Here is a 19131-nt window from a genome sequence, read left to right as displayed (position 1 = left end):
GGCCGGGCGGGTCCTGGCTCCTCCCAGCCTACGGGCAGGCCGGGCGGGGCGCGGTCTCAGCCGCGCGACTGCGAGGCGCCCTCGGCCGAGTCGGCCCGCTTCCTCCTCCGCTTGGCAGCGGCCGCCTCCTCCCACCGGGCCTGCTCGGCCTGGTACCGGGCGGCGGTCTCGCGGACCTCGTCGGAGGCCCACCAGGCGAGGAGGGCCTCGCGGGCGGCGTCCTCGCCCATCGGCCCGTGCTCCATGCGCAGGTCGAGCAGGTGGTCGCGGGCCATCTTCACGGCCTTGGAGGGACGCAGGCCGAGGATCTCCATGATCTGGTCGCCGTCGAGGTCGGGGCGGATCGCGTCGAGCTCCTCCTGGGCGCGCAGGGCGGCGATCCTGTCCTCGAGGTCGTCGTAGGCGGCGGACAGGAACTGGGCCTTGCGGCGGTTGCGGGTCGTGCAGTCGGCGCGGGTCAGGCGGTGGAGGCGCTCGAGGAGGTCGCCGGCGTCGGCGACGTAGCGGCGCACCGCCGAGTCGGTCCACGTGGCCTCCCCATAGCCGTGGAATCGCAGGTGGAGGGCGACGAGGCCGGACACGGCCTCGGTCGTCGCCTTGTCGAACTTCAGGGCCCGCATCCGCTTGCGCGTCATCTTGGCGCCGACGATCTCGTGGTGGTGGAAGGAGACGACGCCGCGCCCCTCGAAGCGGCGGGTCGCGGGCTTGCCGACGTCGTGCATGAGGGCGGCGAAGCGCAGGACGAAGTCCGGTCCGGGGACGGGCCCGTCGGGCCCGGTCTCCAGGTCGATGGCCTGGTCGAGGACGGTGAGGGTGTGCTCGTACACGTCCTTGTGGCGCTTGTGCTCGTCGACGGTGGAGACGAGCTCGGCCACCTCGGGCAGGACGATGTCGGCGACGCCGGTGTGGACCATGAGCTCGATGCCGCGGCGCGGGCGGGGGGAGACGATCAGCCGTTCGAGTTCGGCGCGGATCCGCTCGGCCGAGACGATCCGGAGCCGGTGGGCCATGGACTCCATCGCGTTCATGACGTCGGGGTCGACGTCGAGGCCGAGCTGGGCGGTGAAGCGCGCGGCCCGCATGATCCGCAGGGGGTCGTCGTCGAAGGACTGCTCGGCGGTCACGGGGGTGCGCAGTCGCCCCTGGGCGAGGTCGTCGAGGCCGTGGTGGGGGTCGACGAGGACCATGTCGGGCAGGCGCATCGCCATGGCGTTGACGGTGAAGTCCCGGCGGGTCAGGTCGCCGTCGAGGCTGTCGCCGAAGGCCACCTCCGGCTTGCGCGAGTCGGACTCGTAGGAGTCGGCGCGGTAGGTCGTCACCTCGACGGCGAGGTCGCCTCGGCGCCCGCCGATGGTCCCGAACTCCTTGCCGACGTCCCACACGGACGAGCCCCACTGGGCGAGGAGCTCCTCGGTGCGCTCGGGGCGGGCCGAGGTCGTCAGGTCGAAGTCGTGGGGTGCGGCCCCCAGGAAGGCGTCGCGCACGGGGCCGCCGACGAGGGCGATCTCCTCCCCCGCCCGGTCGAAGACGCGCCCGAGGTCGAGGATCGCCTCGGGGAGGGCGTCGAAGGCCCGGCGGGCGTTGGCCATGAGGACGGCGAGGTCGTGGGAGTCGGTCGCGCTGGTCTGAGTGCTCATCCCTCCAAGCGTGCCACGTCCGGGCCCGCCCGGACCACTCCCGTCCCCGGGGCAACTAGAGTGGGAGTCATGTCTGCGCGTGAGAGGGAACAGCGGTCCGGGGTGCCCCGGCCCCCGCGCCGCCACGCCTCGTCGCGCGCCGCCCATTCGCAGTTCACCCGTCTGCCGATCTCGTCGGAGACGTCGGCGGGCGGCATCGTCGTCGACGTCCAGGGCGGGATCCCGTACGCGGCGATCATCGCCCGGCGCAATCGCGCGGGCCGCGTCGAGTGGTGCCTGCCGAAGGGCCACCTGGAGGGCGATGAGACCGCCGAGCAGGCGGCGCTGCGCGAGGTCGCCGAGGAGACGGGGATCCACGGGCGGATCATCCGTCACCTGTCGTCCATCGACTACTGGTTCTCCGGGGCCGATCATCGGATCCACAAGGTCGTCCACCACTTCCTCATGGGCTACGTCTCCGGGCGGATCACGGTCGAGCACGATCCGGATCACGAGGCGGAGGCGGCCGCGTGGATGCCCCTCGAGCAGATGACCCGCCAGCTCGCCTACCCGAATGAGCGGCGGATCGTCGCCCTCGCCCTCGACCTGCTGTACCGGGACGCGTGATGTCGTCGACTCCGATCCCGATGCGCCGCCGCGCGGTCGCCCGCGCCCTGGCGCCCGCCCTGCTGGCGGCCGGCGCCGTCCTCGTCCCGGCCCTCCCCTCGACCGCCGCGCCCGATACCCGCCCGGCCGTCCTCGGAGCCGGGGGGTCGGGCGGGCCCATCGACGTGACCATCGACGACCTGGCGCCCCGGATCCTGTCGGACGAGGAGGAGCTGGTCGTCAGCGGCGCCCTGGTCAACACGAGCGACGAATTCCTCGAGAACCCGGTCCTGACGGTGTCGGTGTCGACGCGCACCCCGGTCTCCGTCGCCGCCCTCGAGGCCGCGATGTCCGACGACGCGCCCCGGTCGATGCCCGTGTCGATCGCGAACCTCGGCGAGGACGTGGCCGCCGGGGGCTCCTCGCGTTTCGAGGTCCGCATCCCCCGGGAGGACCTCCCCCTCGACGACGACTGGGAGTGGGGTCCGCGCGTCGTCACCGTCCGCGCCTCATCGGGGGGGCTGACCGGCCAGGACCGGTCGATCCTCGTCTGGGACTCGGGGATGGGGGCCTCTCCCACCCGGGTGTCCGCCGTCGTCGGGTGGACGGCGGACACCGCCGACCCCGACGGGGCCGATCGCGCCGAGCTCCTGGAGGCCGCCCGCATCCCCGGCACGGCGCTGGCCGTCGACGGGTCGATGATCCCCCGGGGGCCCGGATCGGCCAAGGACCGCCCCTCCCCGTCCGGCCAGTCGGGCGCGTCCGGCGCTGGTCAGGCCCAGTCCGGGGAGCCTCCCCAGTCGGGCCGCGCCGGCCAGCAGGCGGAGGAGACGCCTGCCGGCGACGACGAGGACGACGAGCCGAAAACCCCCCGGGAGATCGCCCGGGCCTCGGCGGATCGCAGGTTCGTCGCCGACCTGTGGGAGGGCGCCGACGAGATCCTCGCCCTGCCCGAGGGCGACGCGGACCTCGCCGCCGCCTCCCTGGCCGGCCAGTCCCACCTCGTCGACCGGGCCCTCGCCTCCCTCGACCGCTTCCCGACGACCCCCGAGGACGCCGGGTGGGCCCCGTCGGAGGACGCCGTCTCCCGGGCGACCGTGATCCGCGACGTCCTGTGGGCGCCGGACTCCTCGTTCGGGCTCGGTGCCCTCGCGGCCTTCCCCGACCGGGCGCTCATCGCCCCGCCCGGCCGGGTCCTGCCCGCCGACGACATCGGCTTCACCTCCCTGGCGCGCGTCGAGGTCGATCCGGCGACCGGTCGGATCTCGACCTCCGGCGAGGGATCGTCCTCCGGCCCGCCGACGACGACCGTTCTCGCCCAGCAGTCCGATCTCGCCGACCTCCTCGGGTGGCGCCCCTCCTCGCCGGCCGACGAGCTCGACGCCGAGCAGGCGCTGCGGGCCGTGACCGCGATCATCACCCGCGAGCGCCCGGCGTCCTCGCGCACCGTCCTGGCGGTCGCCCCCCGGGGGACCCCGGTCGACGAGGGGCTCGTCGACCGCGTCGAGACGCTGATGAGCGCCCCGTGGGTGGAGCCGACGTCCTTCTCGGACCTCGCCTCCTCCGAGGTCACCGACGTCGAACGGGCCCCCGTCGAGGAGGCGTCGCTGGCCGACGACACCGCGACCGCCATCGGCACGCTCAGCGGCGCCCTCGACGCCGCCGTCCCCCTGGCCGAGGCCACGGACGATCCCGACGCCGTCCTCGACGAGATCGAGGAGGGGATCCTCCCGGCGATCTCCGCCGGCGTCGCCCCGGACATGCAGGTGACCCGGGCCTCCCAGTTCTCCGCGCGCGTGTCCGACCTGCGCACGCGGGTCGCCGTCGAGCCCGCCGACTCCGTCAACGTCATCAACAAGGCGGTCGCCTTCCCCGTGCGGATCCGCAATTCCCTCGACTGGGACGTCGCGGTGTCCGTCACCCTCAGGCCCTCGGATCCGCGCCTGCGCGCCGAGACGGTCCGCGGCCAGACGATCCCGGCCCGCTCGGTGGCGACCGTCGACGTGCCGGTGACGGCGATCGGGTCGGGGGACATCGAAGTGACCTACGAGGTGTCGACCCCCGATGGGACGGTCCTCGACGATTCGCGCTCCGTCCTCGTCCGCATGCGCGCGGGCTGGGAGGACGCTCTGACGATCACGATGACCGTCGGCGTGGGGCTCCTGTTCATCTGGGGCCTCGTGCGGACGGTCCGCAAGCGATCCCGGGCCAGGGCCCGGGCCGAGGAGACCGATGAGTAAACGCCCCGCAGACGGGACCGCCCCCCGGGCGACCCCCTCCCCCGCCTCCCCGGGCCGCCCGCGCGCCTCGCTCCTGCGGGCCTCGGCGCTCATGGCGTCGGGGACGATGGTCTCCCGGCTCCTGGGCTTCATCCGCTCGGCGATGCTCCTGGCCGCCCTGGGCGCCGCCGGCGGCGGGGTCTCGGCAGCGTTCCAGACGGCGAACACGCTGCCCAACACGGTGTTCAACCTGCTCGCGTCGGGGGTCTTCGACGCGGTCCTCGTCCCCCAGATCGTCAGCGCCCTCAAGCGCCGGCACGACGGGGACGCGTACGTCAACAAGCTCTTGACGCTGGCCGGGACGATCCTCTTCGCCGTCACCGTCGTCGCGACCGTCGCCGCCCCCCTCCTCGTCATCATCACGGCCGCCGGCTACGACGCGCAGATCCGGTCCCTGGCGATCGCCTTCGCGTTCCTGTGCCTGCCGCAGATCTTCTTCTACGGCCTGTACAACCTCCTCGGCGAGCTCCTCAACGCCCGGGGCGTGTTCGGCCCGTACATGTGGGCCCCGGTCGTCAACAACATCGTCGGCATCGCCGGGCTGGCGGTCTTCATCGGCGTGTGGGGCTCGCAGGACGTGCGCATCGACGTCACCGATCTGTCGGGCCCCCAGTTCTGGGTCCTCGCCGGGTCGGCGACCCTGGGTGTCGTCTGCCAGGCCCTGTTCCTCCTGATCCCCATGCGCCACTCGGGCGTGTCCTTCCGCCCGGACTTCCGATTCCGGGGGACGTCGTTCGGGTCGGTGTCGACGGTCGCCGGGTGGACGTTCGCCACGCTGGGGGTCAGTCAGATCGGCGTTCTGTCGACGAACAACATCGCGGCCCTGGCCGACGCCTACGCGAAGGCCCACGACCCGCTGATCGCCGGCGTCAACGCCTACGCGACGGCCTTCATGATCTTCATGGTCCCCCAGTCGGTCATCACCGTGTCGTTGACGACCGCGATCTTCACGCGCATGGCGGCGGCGGTCGCCGACGACGACGACCGGGGGGTGGCGTCCTCCTACCACCTGGGCGTGCGGACGATCACGTCGCTGACGCTCCTGGCCGCGGCGATCCTCATGGCCGGCGCGATGCCGATGATGCAGATGGTCCTGTTCTCCCAGTCCGACCAGGGGATCGTCGCCGCCTACGCGTGGGTCCTGGCGGCGCTCATGCCGGGCGTGGCGTCGACGGGCATGGTCCTCATGAGCCAGCGGGTCTTCTTCGCCTACGAGGACGTGCGCCCGGTGTTCCTCATGGGGATCGGGCCGACCCTCCTCCAGGTCGTCGTCGGCTGGTCGATGTACGCGCTGACGGGCGCCCAGTGGTGGGTCATCGGGGCGGCCCTGGGGGAGACGGCCTGCCGGCTCGTCCAGGGGGTCGTCGCCGTCGTCTGGGTCGCGAGGCGCAACCGCTTCGTCGACCGCGAGGCGGTTCTGCGCTCGTACTCGGCGTACCTGGTGTGCGCGGCGATCGCCGGCGTCGTCGCCCTGGGGGCCCTGTGGGTCGTCGGCATCGAGACGGGGATCGAGTCGAATCTCGCGAGGTTCGCGGCGGCGACGGGCAAGATGGTGCTCGTCGGCGTCGTCGCGTCGGTCGTCTACATGGCGGCGATGCGGGTCGTGTCCCCCGTCGAGTCGGCGCGCACGATCCGCCCGCTGCTCGTGCGCCTGCGCCTTCCCGGGCCGCTGGTGGGGCTCCTCGCCGAGCCGGCTGCGCCGATTCGGGACCAGGACCGGGATAATGGCCGGGGATCGTCCACGGAGAGGAGTCGCATGGATCGCGATGATGAGCTGGGCGTCGACGACTCGGCGGCGCCAGACAAGGATTCCCACGACTCCGAGCGGGTCCCGGGCTTCGATGAGATCTTCGACGACGGGGCGGCCCCCGCGCAGGACGGGGCCGGCGCGCCGGCGCCCCTGAGCGGGCGGGCCTCGGCGTGGGTCGGCGGCGCGGGAGCGGTCCTGTCCGCTTGGGCGGCCCGCCTGGGCCGGGGGGCCTCCGGCGGCGGGGGGGCCGATGCTCTGACGATGCCGCCCCCACCGCCCGACGACCTCGACGACAGCCGGGCGGATCGGCCGGTCGCCGGGGGAGCGCGGGCCATCGGGGCGGATACGGCCCCCACCGTCGCGATCCCCCGCGTCATCCGCCCGGGCGCCAATGCCCCGGCCGCCGATGCCCCGGCCGCCGACGGGGACGCGGAGGCTCCGCGCGACTCCCAGGGGCGCCGCCTCATCGACCCGACGACGCCGACCCTCGTGTTCGCCGCCGGCCTCGTCGTCGTCGCCGGAGTCTGGGCCACAGCGACGGCGCTGTCGCCGGTCACCGACATCGACCTGGCCCAGTCGATCGCCGCCGCGCAGTCGGCCGCCGCCCAGTCGGGCTCTCAGTCGGACGCGGTCGTCGAGGAGCAGCCCGCTTATGCGGCGCCGGTGATCTCCTCGGTGTCGGTCCTGTCGTGGAACGACGACGGCGGGGATCACGAGGACCTGGCCGTCAACATGATCGACGCGAATCCTCAGACGTCGTGGCGGTCGCGCTGGTACGACCTCAACCAGTTCCGCGATGAGACGAGCGTGACGATCCTCGTCAAGCTCCAGGAGACCGCGACCGTCTCGTCGGTGTCCCTCCAGATGGATCCGACGACCCAGGGCGGCGAGATCGTCGTCAAAGCGGTGTCGGACACGTCGAACCCGCGAGGTGGAACAGAACTGACGACGTCGGCGTTGAGCGAGTCGACGCAGATCGCCCTGCCCGAGCCCGTGACGGCGGATGCCATCGCCCTGTCCTTCAGGTCGCTGCCGGTGTCCGTCGACGGGAACGCGTGGGCGTGGATCTACGAGCTGACCGTTCAATAACCGCCGCACCCCGCGCGGCCGTCCTGCTGCGACGGCCGGAGCCGCGGGGCCGACCCCAGATTGGATCGCCATGACCATTCCCGTGCTCAACTCCCTCCTGTCCGTCCCCGGCCCCTCCGATCAGGCGGCGCCCGCCGAGGCGGCGGCCGCGGCGACCGTCGCCCGTCCGAGCGCCCAGCCTCCCGAGGGGGCGACGATCCACGAGGTCGTCGTCGTCGGCTCGGGACCGGCGGGCTACACCGCGGCGATCTACACGGCGCGCGCGGGCCTGGCGCCCGTGGTCCTCGCGGGCGCGGTGAGCGCCGGCGGCGCCCTGATGAACACGACGGAGGTCGAGAACTTCCCGGGGTTCCCCGAGGGCGTCCAGGGGCCCGACCTCATGGAGCGGATGCGCGCCCAGGCCGAGCGGTTCGGGGCGGACATCCGTTTCGAGGACGTGACGGCCGTCAACCTGGACGGCCCCGTCAAGGCGGTGGCCGTCGACGACGAGGTGCTCTACGCCCGCGCGGTGATCCTGGCGACCGGCTCGGAGTACCGGCACATGGGCGTGCCCGGCGAGGAGGAGCTGTCGGGCCGCGGGGTCTCCTACTGCGCGACCTGCGACGGGTTCTTCTTCCGCGATAAGCGCCTGGCGGTCGTCGGCGGCGGGGACTCGGCGATGGAGGAGGCGACGTTCCTGACGAATTTCGCGTCCCGGGTGACGGTGGTCCACCGCCGCGACGAGCTGCGCGCCTCGAAGGTCATGGCGGATCGGGCCCTGAACAACCCGAAGATCGATTTCGCGTGGAATTCGACGGTCGCCGAGGTCCAGGGCGACGAGTCGGTGTCGGGGCTGCTGTTGACGAGCACGGTCGACGGCTCGCAGTCGGTCCTCGACGTCGACGGCGTGTTCGTCGCCATCGGGCACCTGCCGCGCACCGGTTTCCTGCGCGACCAGGTGGATCTCGACGACGCCGGGTACATCAGGGTGGAGGAGCCGTCGACGCGCACGAGCGCCCCGGGGGTGTTCGCCTGCGGCGACGCCGTCGACCACACGTACCGCCAGGCGATCACGGCGGCCGGCTCGGGCTGCCGCGCGGCTCTGGACGCCGAGCGCTACCTGGCAGCCCTCGACGACTGACGGACGACCGCCGCGGGGCCCGCATGGGGACTGTTCTCGTCCCAGCGCGGCGGGCCCCGCGGCGGCGGTTCCGGCGCCGGCCCGGCGGGCGTCCCGCCGCTTCCGCGTCCCCACCCTTCACCGGGCGCCTCATCCGCTGGTCGCAGGCGGGCGCCGTGCGGATCCGCTCCGCCGCCCACGACGAGCGGCCGATTCCCCCGGGCACGGCGGCACGGGCATCGGTGCGCGCCTCGGCGAGGGCCGGGCGCGTCCCCGCATGGCATGAAGCACTCGACCCGGTAGCCGTGGCCCGATGACCTCCGCGGCCCCTCCCCGCATGAGCGCGACCTCGGGCCCTCGGGGCGATGGTCCCACGCCGCAGAGCCGTCCGGGCATACGGTGACCCCATGCCCGACGCCCCCGCCTCCCCCGCCTCCCGACCGGCCCTGACACCGGAACCCACCTCCGCTCCCACCCCGACCCCGGCCCCGTCCGCATCCCGGCTCCTGCCGGGCCTGGCGGTGTGCGCCGCGGCCGTCGCCGCCTCCCTGACGGTCAACGCCCTCGCGCCGACCGTCTCCGCGCTCCTCGTGGCGATCGTCCTCGGCGTCGTCGCGCGCAACGCGCTGCGCCTGCCGACGCGCCTCGACCCGGGCCTGGCGTTCGCCTCGAAGCGGCTCCTGCGCGCCGGAGTGGTCCTCCTCGGGCTCCAACTGGTCGTCGCCGACATCGTCGCCCTGGGCGCGGGGATGGTCCTCGTCGTCGTCGCCGTCGTCCTCGTCGGGTTCTGCGCGGCCCTGCTCATCGGCCGGTGGTTGCGCATGTCCCTCACCCAGTCGCTGCTCATCGCCGGGGGCTTCTCGATCTGCGGGGCGGCCGCGGTCGCCGCCGTCGACGGGGTCATCGAGACGGAGGACCGGGAGGAGGTCGTCACCGCGGTCGCCCTCGTCGTGATCTTCGGGACGCTGATGATCCCGGTCGTGCCCGCCGTCGGGGCCCTCGCGGGCCTCGACCCGATGATGACGGGGCTGTGGGCCGGGTCCTCCGTCCACGAGGTCGCGCAGGTCGTCGCCATCGGCGGATCGATCTCGCAGGAGGCGCTGTCGGGCGCGGTCGTCGTCAAGCTCGCCCGGGTCCTCATGCTCGCCCCGGTCATGGCGGCCATCGGCCTGTGGCGCCGGTCGGCGGTGTCCCGCGGGCGCGCGGTCGACGGCATGGGGACCGAGGGCGGCAGGCTCCCGCCGATCATGCCGCTGTTCGTCCTCGGGTTCATCGCGATGGTCGCCCTGCGGTGGACGGGGCTGGTGCCCGTCGGCGTCCTGGGGGCGCTCAAGCCGATCCAGACGGGCCTGCTCGCGGCGGCGATGTTCGCCCTGGGGACGGGGGTGAGGATCCGGGACTTCGTCGCCGTGGGACCCCGGCCCTTCGTCGTCGCGGGGGCGACGACCCTCGTCGTGGCCGTCACCGGATACGCCGGGGTGCTCCTCACCCGGTGAGGGGTGAGGATGATCGGCGGCGTAGAAGCGGCGGCGGCCCGGAGTGGGGCTGGTCTCCTGCGGCGGGACGCAGCCGGGTCGGATACGGTGGTCGCACGACACGCGACCCGAGGAGCCCGATGAGTTCTGTCCACGATCCGCGGCGCGCCCCGCGCGCCGATGAGGGCACCCGGGCCGGTGCGGGGCTGGAGCTCGTCGACTCCGGGCCCCGCCAGGGGCCGTGCCTGAGCGGGGCGGGCGCCGGGACTGGGGCCGAGGCCGGGCGGGAGGTGCGTGGCCGGAGCGCCGGCGGTCCGGAGTCGAGTCCGGGAGCCCTCCTGGGGGTGGCCGGGTCGTTGGGCGCGCGCAGGATCGGGGTCGGCGCCGGTCTGCTCGTCCTCGTGCTCGTGCTGAGCCCGGTGACGCTCGCGGATGCGGTGGTCGCCTGGGATCTGCGGGTCTTCCGCGCTTTCCTGTCGGTGCGGTCCGAGGCGCTGACGGTCCTCATGCGGACGGTGACGGCAGTGTTCGCCCCGAGTGTGTGCGTCGTGTGGGCGCTGGCGGTGGGGGCGCTGGTCTCACGGGGGACCGGGTCGCGCCGTCAGGGCGTGCTGATCCCGGCGTCGATGGCCCTGTCGGCCGTGGTGACGGCGGTCATCAAGCTCGGCGTCGAGCGGCTGCGGCCTCCCGAGGTCGATCGTCTCGTCGTCGAGCATTCGCATTCGTTCCCGTCGGGGCACACGACGGCGGCGGCGACGCTGGCGGTGTGCCTGGTCATCCTGGCGCGCATGCGGTCGGCGCGTCGCCTCGGGGGGCCTCGGCGCCTCGTGGGGGCGGCGTGGGCGGTGGGCGTGGGTTTGACGGCGCTGATCGCGGTGTCGCGCATGTACGTGGGGGCCCATTGGTTCTCCGATGTGGTCGCCGGGGCGATGATCGGGACGGGGACGACGCTGCTCGTGGCGGGAGTGGTCTTCGCCGACGAGGCCAGGGCCGATTGATCGGCCCGGGTCCGGCGTCCGTCGGGCGGTGAGAGCCCCTCAGCGCGACCAGAGTCCGTGGTCGTCGGTCGGCGGTTCCGCGATGGCATCGGGAGGCCGGTGGGGCGCGTGCCGGGCGTTCGTGGGCGGTCAGCGGGATGAGGTGGTGCTCGACGGACGGCCCCGGGGTGGGGTGGGGTGGCGGTGATGGTCCGCGGCATCAGCGAGGGGCGAGCGCCTACCGCATCACCGCACCCGTCTGGCGGCGTGCGAGCGGCCCGTGCGCGAGGGGCCAGAACCCGGGAACGACGAGCCCCCGTCGCCGATGGGATCGGGACGGGGGCGCCGTAAGCGAGTCGTTCAGGGCTCCCGCACCGGGGTGCGGTGCGGGAGCCGGCCGGATCACTTCCTCTTGGTGACGAATCCGTAGATCAGGAGGACGATAAGCGAGCCGATGATGGCGACGACCCAGGTCTGGATGGACCAGAAGTTCTCCAGGCCGACGTTGAAGATCATGTTGCCGAGCCAGCCGCCGAGGATGGCGCCGACGACGCCGAGGATCATCGTGACGAACCAGCCGCCGCCCTGCTCGCCGGGCATGATGAGCTTGGCGATGGCACCGGCGATGAGGCCGAGGATGAGGTATGCAAGGATTCCCATGATGTGCTCCTGACTAGTGGGATCAACGATTCCAGTGTTCCACACTCTTCATCCTTGTGCAGGAGTTATTCATCATTTGTCCACATCGGCTCTGTTCGACTCCCGTCCCGATCCTCCTCGTAGCGGATGAGATCCCCGGGCTGGCATTCGAGGACCCGGCACATGGCGTCGAGGGTGGAGAACCTGACGGCCTTCGCGCGCCCGTTCTTGAGGACCGCGACATTGGCGGGGGTGATGCCGACCCTCTGGGCGAACTCGCCGACGCCCATGCCCCTCTCGACGAGGAGGCGATCGAGGGTGATCCGAATGCCCATCAGATCACCTCGTCCAATTTGTCGCGCATGAGGATCGATCGGCGCAGCAGCGATCGGAGGACCCCGGTCAGGCAGGCGAGGGCGATCATCACGACGAAGGCGGCGGCCTCGGCGAGGAGGAGGAAGGGGCTGCCGGCCTGACCGCGGTCGATGACGGCGCCGGAGGCGACGACGATCGCGGCGCCGCCGAGGAACGATGCGATCATCGCGTCGACCCATGTCAGGGATGATCTGACGAGAATGGCCCCCCGGTGGATCCTCTGGACGAGCAGGCCGATGACGGCGAGGACGACGAGGGCCAGGACGATCGCGCCGATCGCCAGGGCCAGGAGGGGTGCGCGCAGGTCGGCGTACTCGGGCAGAGCGATGGCCATGTGGGCGGAGACCGTGGGCAGGAGGGCGATCGCCGCGAGGCCGAGGACCGCCAGGGCGCCGAGGCAGAGGTGGGTCGCCGCCGTCAGGGGCAGCGGGGGACGGGGCTCATACTCACACGAACGCATATATCGATGATCGATCGATACCTATCGAAAGTCAATAGTTTTAATGAGTCGATCATCCCCGCCCGATGCAGAAACATCTCAGGAGCGGCTTCTCACCGCCGTGCCCGGCCACAGCCGCCCCTATCCGATCATTGTTCGCGCAGGCGCAGAACATCCTCGAACGACAGGGGAGACCTGCCGAGTACCTCCTCCACGTCGCCCGTCACGACATCGAGTTCACCGGAACGGATCGCCGTGTAGGTCGATACCCAAGCGTCGTACTGCCACTGAGGGGCGGACCACGCCCGTCGAGACTCGTACGCCTCATCGACCGTCTCGTCATGGAAGGAGCACGGACGACCGGTGACCCGGTGGATCGTCTCGGCGACCTCGTCCATCGTCAGGGCCTGAGGCCCCGTCAACGTCAGCGTTCGACGCTCCCACGCCCACGGCTCCATCATCACTCGTGCCGCCACGGCCGCCGCATCCGAACGAGCCACGGCGGCGCACCTGCCCCGACCCGCAGGACCCCGAATCACCCCATCCTCGCCCGGAAGATCGGCGAAGAAATCAAGGTAGAAGCTGTCGCGCAAGAACGTCCACGTCATACCCGACGCTCTGATCGCCTCCTCTGTCGCCCAGTGGTCGCGGGCCAGGGTGAAAGTCGAGTCTTCATCGGCCCCCAGGAAGGAGAGGTAGACGACATGGCGAACGCCGCTCGCCCGCGCGGCCGAGATGAAACCGAGATGTTCGTCGCGCCGCCGCTCCGACTCGCCGGCGGAGACCATGAAGAGGACATCGACGTCGTCCAGGGCCTGTCGTGCGGGCGCCGAGTCCTCGTAGACGCAGCCGATAACGCGCGCGCCGGGCAGTTCCGGGGCGCGCTGCGGGGAGCGGGCCAAGAGCCGTTGCGGCACTCCCCTTTCCGCGAGCGCACGGGCGACGAGGCCGCCGACGCGCCCGGTGACGCCGGTGACGGCGATGGAGGGGAGATCGTCTGCGATCGTGCTCATGGGAGCGATTCTCACACGCGTAGTCCACGGCCGCTCGCGAGCTGGTTCAGAGTTCACCGGGGCATGGTGTGGGGGAAGACGCGCTGATGCTTGGCAAGCCCCCTTGTGACAAGTAAACTTGTGGAATGGAGCCCGAACCGATCATCCTCGGCAGCGCCTCTCGGCACGGTGTCCCGAATTCGGCGGTGCTCCATGCGCTGCGCTTTCCTGTCCGCCATTTCGTGCGAGACGATTCGATGACCATGTTCATCGGCCCCGATGAAATCGGCACCCTCGTGGAAGTCGGCGTGATCGAGTGGCACGGTGTCATCGCCATCGCTCACGCCATGCGCCCAGCCCGAACCAAGTATCTGAGGTGAACCATCATGACTCGACGCTCCATTGAAGACATCAAGGCCCGGGCAGACGAGTTCGCCGATGCCTTCGAGAACTACGATCCGAAGCCCGGGGATCAGGACGCGCCCCTGTCGCCGACGATGGCGGTCAAGCTCGCCGCCTGGCGACGCGACACGGCCGAGAAAGAGCTTGCCGAAGCTGTGCGCGCCGCGCGCGAACAAGGCCTGTCGTGGCGCAAGGTGGGCGAGGCGATCGGCACCAGCGGCGAAGCCGCCCGCCAACGCTACAGCGCCTCCGCATGACCGGCGGTTCGACCATGCGACGCACCAACGGTGGAAGGTTCGGACGGTAGAGCCTCGACCACGATGCGCACACGCCGCGACGAGTGGATCAAGGCGGGCTCTTTCGATCGCCTGGAGCAGGCCGCCCTGGATGCCTATGACAAAGCTGTCGGCCTGGACCTGCTCATGCGTGCGTGGACGGCTGCATCGCTAAGGAAGGAATTCACCTACTACTGTTTTGCAACCAATACTCTGTGAGGAGTCGTCCACTCGATATTCTCGATCTCTAGGCCCGGAGCCGTCACAAGTAGAATTCTAATTCTTTCAGGATTCGCGGCAGGATTAGAGACACGTGAGCATTTTTCGTCCCAGGATTGAATACAGCAGCCAGAGGCTTCCGCCAGCTGTAGTCCCGCAGCAATATCCCACGGATGAAAATCATACTCGTAACAAGCAGCCGCTAAACCTGCAGCCACATAAGCAACATGGAGCGTGCAGGCTCCCAATCTGCGCACTGCTCGGAAAGATCCAAGTATCCTCCGATAGTCTTCCACCATACCGTCAGGAAGTCCGTATCTTTCGTACGGCGCATTAGTCAGCAACTCCACATCTTTGGCTGATCGGTGTTTAGGATCCCAGTGAAACGGCGCATCGTTAACGAACAACTCACCATTTCTCTTGTGAAAAACTGTTTTAATCACCGGCTGATACACCGCCGCTGCAACCGGACGACTACCGTTGATAGCCGCTACTGAGGTTGCAAAAATTGGTAGGCCTGAGGCATAGTTCGAGGTGCCATCGATAGGATCGACCATCCAGGTGATCGCTCCAGAACCTCGCCATCCCCCTTCTTCTCCTAAGATTCGTGAATCTGAAACGTTCGCGAAGAGATGCTGCGTTACAGCTTCCTCAACCATCGGATCAGCAGCGGTCACAATATCAAAGTGTCCATCCTTCATATGGATATCATCAGCGAGATCTTTACGATTTGCGAACATATCTAGGGAAATCCGACCACCGATAATAGCAGCCTCATAGGCTACCCTTTGAAGAGTCAGGTCGATGGATTCATCAGCTTCAAAAGGCATTGACCTTGTCCTTTGCTTCCGGAAGGATCCACAAAGGAGTCCGTTCCAGCTCGATATCGATCCGATCCCCAGCGCTCAATGCTCCATTTTTCAGGTAATCATGATCGACAATGGCAAAGCGCTCACCCCCTATAGTCATCCGATATTCCACATACAGCCCTTGGAACACCGCTTGCTCAATAACATACTTTCCTTCAGGGGACGCATTGAATGCAACATTCTCAGGCCTCACGACGCACTTAACAGGCATACCCATCCTTGACTCATCGATCGGCTGGAAGATTTTGCCCACCATTCCATCGATCAGCACTTCTCCACCATTCGAATATTGTCCTATGAGTTTGCCAGAGAGAATACTTGCTTTCCCCAGGAATTGAGCAACAAATTCACTGTCGGGATACTGATAAATATATTCAGCGCTTCCCCTTTGTTGAATGATCCCATCCCTAAGAAGGATAACTTCGTCAGATATTGCCAACGCTTCGCTTTGATCATGCGTGACATAAAGACTAGTGATTCCCAGCCTTTGCTGAATTCTCCGAAGCTCATCTCGCATCTGCTCACGAAGTTGAGCATCAAGATTAGAAAGAGGCTCATCAAGCAGAAGGACACTAGGTTCAGTGACGACAGCCCGCGCTAGAGCGACACGCTGTTGTTGACCGCCAGACAGTTGATTCGGCGCACGATCGGCAAACTGTGAAATAGCCATGAGATCCATGACATCTGAGACCCGTTTTTCTATTTCTTTCTTAGACAGTTTCTCAATCATTAAACCGTATGCAACATTGTCATATACGGACATGTGAGGAAACAAGGCATACGATTGGAAAACCATACCTATTCCTCTTGTATTCACGGGTTTAGAAGTAATATCAACTCCATCCAGAAATATTTTCCCATCGGTAACAGGTTCAAAACCAGCAAGCATTCTCAGAATGGTCGTCTTCCCGCATCCGGAAGGACCGAGCAAAGTCAGCAGTTCTCCTTCTTCGACAATCAAATTCAGATCGCGAACTGCCATGACACCCTCCCCTTTTTTAGAGGAGGGAAAGACCTTTGAAACATTCTCAAATACAACCGTCGCCATGTTCTCAATCCTTTCTTCGGACTATGAGATTAAGAGAGGCCTGCATCGCAGTCATTACTCCGAGAACGATAAATATGAGAATCACACAGTATGCAGCTGCTACTGAAAGACGCGATGATTCAACCTGTCCGAGAATCGTTACCGTCACCAAATTCCAACTGGCAGAGATCAGGAAGATGACAGCGCTTAGCGTCGTAAGAGAACGTGTGAATGCGTATGCCAATGCAGTGAAGATCGCTGGCCTGAGGAGTGGCAACACGATTTTCAAAAAAGTCCTGGTGTTCGATGCACCCATAATGGTTGAAGCTTCTTCGATAGCAGGATCGATCTGTTTGAGTTGGTTATTTCCTCCTTCGATCGCAACCTGGAGATTTTTTACGACCATCGCCGCTACGATGATCACCGCGGTTCCGGTCAGCATTAGAGGCCAAGAATTGAAAGTTTGAATGTAACCTATACCTATAATTGTTCCGGGCGCCGCAAACGAAAGGAGAGTGCTGAATCGAAGAATATTCGATCCCGGAAATCTTCGCCTTGCGAGAAGGAATGAGATGAGAAGACCCATGATTGCAACAATAGGGGTTGCAATTCCCGCAAGAATTAAAGAATTTCCCAGAGTTTTAAAACCTCGCTCGATTATATACTGATAATGTTCAAGAGTGAATGAAGAATCAATTCCCACCTGCTTCATGAAAGAAACAGATATCACAGTCCCATAGAATAAGATTATTCCACCAGATATCAGTACACATACGATAGTAAGCGGTATCGTCAATTTTCGAGAATCAAAGAGATTCCCATCCCTCACTGGCTTACCTGTAACTGTCACATATGATCGCCGTCCAATCCAATATCGTTGGAGAATGAAAGCAAGAAGAGAGGGAGTGAGCAGGAGAACTGCAAGGATCGCCCCTGCTTGCATGTCATAAACAGCGGTGATCTGTGTATACGCCTCGACTGCGAGTGTGGAGTAATCCCCTCCAATCAGCATCGGATTTCCAAAATCCTCCAACGATTTTACGAAGACTAGCAAAAATGACGAAAGAAGTGACGGAGTAACCAAGGGCAATAGGATCCTTTTGAAGGTCACCCAATGGCTCGCTCCCATTGAAGCGGATGCGTTCTCCAGAGACGAGTCCATCGATTGGAGCATTCCCCGGATATTAAGGTAAGCAAGAGGACTAAATGCCATCGTCTGTATGACTATCAGTGATGGAAGTCCGTAGACATTCGAGTTTCGAATTCCTAGGAGATCTGAAGAGATCACCCCATGTCGTCCGAACAGCAAGATGATCGCAAGTGAAAGAACAAATGGAGGAGAGATGATCGGCAGAAGTGAAACCATGTGGAAGAACTTCTTGAACCGCACAGCTGTCTTAGTGACAGCAAAGGCCATGACGAATCCGACAACCGTTGCTAGTGAAGCCGACGCCAGGGCCAAGATGAGCGAGTGACGAAAGGCCTTCCATACGTGGGAAGCACTAATGCTCGACCATACGCGCGCGAGATCGAATCCTTCTTTGCCGATAACTGCTGACTTCAGCACCGAGGCGATCGGAAGGACAATGAAGATAACGGCGATGGCGGTCAGCAGAATAAAGATTGCCCAAAGCCAGGGATCTGCCCTCACTGAGTGCCATCGACTATGCTGATCCTCACGTCGCGCGCGATCACCGAGTGCAGTGGGATGGGTTACTCTACCCATGAGAGGTGACGCGCTCATTTTTATTGAGCATCCGAGCCGTGGCGAATCCGGTCTTCGAACAGTTCGATGAGGCGTGTCCTGTTTTCGCCAGCCCAAAAGGTGTTGTAATCGATGAGCTTGATGCCAGAGGTATCAACCCGCGAAGTTGAGTTCATGATGCCAGGGACTATGGGACGCCAGAACGTTTTCATCATTGATTTCTGACCATTCTCGGTCAGAACCCAGTCAAGAAATGCTCTTGCACCCGCCGCTTCATTCTCCCGCCCACCCTTGATGAGCGCGGCGGCATTGATGCCGAACCCCGTTCCCTCTTGGGGGAACGACGGGGTGATGTCGAATCCCTCAGCCATCCCGAGCTCGACATCCATGACGTAGCTTGCGGAGACAGCGGCCTCGCCAAGCCCGACCATACGGGTCGGGGCACCGCCGGATCTGGTGTATTGAGCAACATTGGCATCGATTCTCTTCATCACATCGAATCCCTTCTCCTCGCCGTACAGCTGAACCAGAGTGGACATGACGGCTGCGCCGGTCCCAGATGATGCGGGATGAGCGAGAACCACCGAGTTCGCGAGCTTCGGGTCTGCCAAATCCTCCCAGCTGTCCGGTGGATCGATTCCCAATTCCTCAATAAGGGCAGTATTGGAGGCGAATGCCACCGGCGCGCTGGATGTTGGTATCCAGAAATTATCCGGATCACGGTAGATTTCATCAATCTTATCTAGACCGTTCGGCTCATAAGGCTCGAGCAAGTTATTCACCGCAGCCTCGACATAGGTCTCAGCGGACCCTCCGATCCACAGCGACGCCTGCGGATTATCCGCCTCCGCTTGAATCCGAGCATAGTTTTCGCCCACGGACATGCGGACGTAATCGACTGTGATACCCGTGTCGGTGGTGAAATCTTCGACGATCTGCTGGCAGTCCACCTCAGACATCGAGCAGTACGCGGTAACTTTGCCGCCAGGAGCAGGCGATTCACCGGAATTCGGGAACGATTCCGCACTGTTCCCGACACTGCCAGACTGACCGCATCCTGCGGCTAATAGCGCAACCGCAACGAATCCAACAGTTGCAAAAATGGCTTTTGAACGCATTTCCAGTCCTCCTCGACAAGATCAAGCGCGCAGCGGCACGGATGACATCCGCACCTAACATGATATGACAAGTTTGAGTTCAACAAGATACTTTCATGCAAACTTATTATAACAATTTGATCTCATTTTGATATCTTTCCCTGTGTAAGTTGATACAGTGGTCATGCCTTCAGGGCACGT

Annotated in this window: 17 protein-coding genes and 1 pseudogene; 9 read left to right on the top strand and 9 right to left on the bottom strand. The window is 66.0% G+C overall.

The features are described from left to right. Positions 1-56: 56 nt before the first annotated feature. Entirely contained in the window at positions 57-1589 is a 1533-nt protein-coding gene (locus tag M3T53_RS02400; protein WP_442866915.1) for a CCA tRNA nucleotidyltransferase, read from the bottom strand. Between the two features lie 117 nt (positions 1590-1706). Between M3T53_RS02400 and M3T53_RS02395 the strand changes: the two genes are divergently transcribed. The 6 genes from M3T53_RS02395 (at position 1707) to M3T53_RS02370 (ending at position 10912) form a co-directional block, all read left to right on the top strand. Next, a complete protein-coding gene (locus tag M3T53_RS02395; RefSeq protein ID WP_272432838.1) occupies positions 1707-2243 on the top strand; it encodes an NUDIX hydrolase in 537 nt (178 codons plus the stop codon). Then, positions 2243-4462: a DUF6049 family protein gene (locus M3T53_RS02390; protein WP_272432837.1), complete on the top strand. Its 2220-nt coding sequence runs from the start codon at positions 2243-2245 to the stop codon at positions 4460-4462. Before M3T53_RS02395 ends, M3T53_RS02390 begins: the two co-directional genes overlap by 1 nt. Then, positions 4455-7340 carry a murein biosynthesis integral membrane protein MurJ gene (murJ, locus tag M3T53_RS02385; protein ID WP_442866914.1) on the top strand — a complete coding sequence of 962 codons (2886 nt, stop codon included), beginning with the start codon at positions 4455-4457 and terminating at the stop codon, positions 7338-7340. Before M3T53_RS02390 ends, murJ begins: the two co-directional genes overlap by 8 nt. Before the next feature lie 70 nt (positions 7341-7410). Beyond that, positions 7411-8460, top strand: coding sequence for a thioredoxin-disulfide reductase (gene trxB, locus M3T53_RS02380; protein WP_272432836.1), 1050 nt, complete (start codon positions 7411-7413; stop codon positions 8458-8460). 386 nt (positions 8461-8846) lie between these two features. After that, the gene (locus tag M3T53_RS02375; RefSeq protein ID WP_272432834.1) at positions 8847-9935 is read left to right on the top strand and encodes a YeiH family protein; all 1089 of its coding nucleotides are present in this window, start codon (positions 8847-8849) and stop codon (positions 9933-9935) included. A gap of 119 nt (positions 9936-10054) precedes the next feature. Further along, on the top strand, positions 10055-10912 hold the full coding sequence (locus tag M3T53_RS02370) for a phosphatase PAP2 family protein (RefSeq protein ID WP_272432833.1): 858 nt from the start codon (positions 10055-10057) through the stop codon (positions 10910-10912). Positions 10913-11293: 381 nt separating this feature from the next. Here the strand turns inward: M3T53_RS02370 and M3T53_RS02365 are convergent, their stop codons facing one another. The 4 genes from M3T53_RS02365 to M3T53_RS02350 all read right to left on the bottom strand — a co-directional run bounded on the left by M3T53_RS02365 (position 11294) and on the right by M3T53_RS02350 (position 13357). Beyond that, complete coding sequence (locus tag M3T53_RS02365; protein WP_272432832.1) at positions 11294-11551, bottom strand: GlsB/YeaQ/YmgE family stress response membrane protein; 258 nt, start codon at positions 11549-11551, stop codon at positions 11294-11296. Between the two features lie 65 nt (positions 11552-11616). Beyond that, positions 11617-11865, bottom strand: a complete 249-nt coding sequence (locus tag M3T53_RS02360; protein ID WP_272432831.1) for a helix-turn-helix domain-containing protein — start codon at positions 11863-11865, stop codon at positions 11617-11619. Further along, positions 11865-12365 (bottom strand): DUF2975 domain-containing protein, encoded by a 501-nt coding sequence (locus M3T53_RS02355; protein ID WP_272432830.1) that lies wholly within the window; start codon positions 12363-12365, stop codon positions 11865-11867. The genes M3T53_RS02360 and M3T53_RS02355 overlap by 1 nt, the downstream gene beginning before the upstream one ends. A gap of 128 nt (positions 12366-12493) precedes the next feature. Continuing rightward, the gene (locus M3T53_RS02350; RefSeq protein ID WP_272432829.1) at positions 12494-13357 is read right to left on the bottom strand and encodes an SDR family oxidoreductase; all 864 of its coding nucleotides are present in this window, start codon (positions 13355-13357) and stop codon (positions 12494-12496) included. Between the two features lie 125 nt (positions 13358-13482). Here M3T53_RS02350 and M3T53_RS02345 point away from each other — a divergent pair, with 125 nt between their 5' ends. The 3 genes and pseudogenes from M3T53_RS02345 to M3T53_RS02335 form a co-directional block, all read left to right on the top strand. After that, the gene (locus M3T53_RS02345; RefSeq protein ID WP_272432828.1) at positions 13483-13716 is read left to right on the top strand and encodes a hypothetical protein; all 234 of its coding nucleotides are present in this window, start codon (positions 13483-13485) and stop codon (positions 13714-13716) included. 6 nt (positions 13717-13722) lie between these two features. Next, a complete protein-coding gene (locus tag M3T53_RS02340) occupies positions 13723-13995 on the top strand; it encodes a hypothetical protein (RefSeq protein ID WP_272432827.1) in 273 nt (90 codons plus the stop codon). 51 nt (positions 13996-14046) lie between these two features. Beyond that, a pseudogene (locus M3T53_RS02335) lies at positions 14047-14189 on the top strand (IS5/IS1182 family transposase); the annotation flags it as partial. 15 nt (positions 14190-14204) lie between these two features. On the opposite strand, the gene M3T53_RS02330 reads toward M3T53_RS02335, so the two are convergent. From M3T53_RS02330 to M3T53_RS02315, 4 genes are all read right to left on the bottom strand, one after another. Next, positions 14205-15062, bottom strand: coding sequence for an inositol monophosphatase family protein (locus tag M3T53_RS02330; protein ID WP_272432826.1), 858 nt, complete (start codon positions 15060-15062; stop codon positions 14205-14207). Further along, the gene (locus M3T53_RS02325; protein ID WP_272432825.1) at positions 15052-16149 is read right to left on the bottom strand and encodes an ABC transporter ATP-binding protein; all 1098 of its coding nucleotides are present in this window, start codon (positions 16147-16149) and stop codon (positions 15052-15054) included. The genes M3T53_RS02330 and M3T53_RS02325 overlap by 11 nt, the downstream gene beginning before the upstream one ends. 4 nt (positions 16150-16153) lie before the next feature. Then, complete coding sequence (locus tag M3T53_RS02320; RefSeq protein ID WP_272432824.1) at positions 16154-17779, bottom strand: ABC transporter permease; 1626 nt, start codon at positions 17777-17779, stop codon at positions 16154-16156. 95 nt (positions 17780-17874) lie between these two features. After that, positions 17875-18951: an ABC transporter substrate-binding protein gene (locus M3T53_RS02315; RefSeq protein ID WP_272432823.1), complete on the bottom strand. Its 1077-nt coding sequence runs from the start codon at positions 18949-18951 to the stop codon at positions 17875-17877. Positions 18952-19131: the final 180 nt, after the last annotated feature.

Origin of the sequence: Actinomyces sp. B33 (assembly GCF_028437565.1) — a bacterium.
In the GTDB taxonomy this organism is placed as follows: domain Bacteria; phylum Actinomycetota; class Actinomycetes; order Actinomycetales; family Actinomycetaceae; genus Pauljensenia.
The sequence above is the reverse complement of the archived record's forward strand: the minus strand, read 5'-3'. Positions and strand labels throughout refer to the sequence as shown.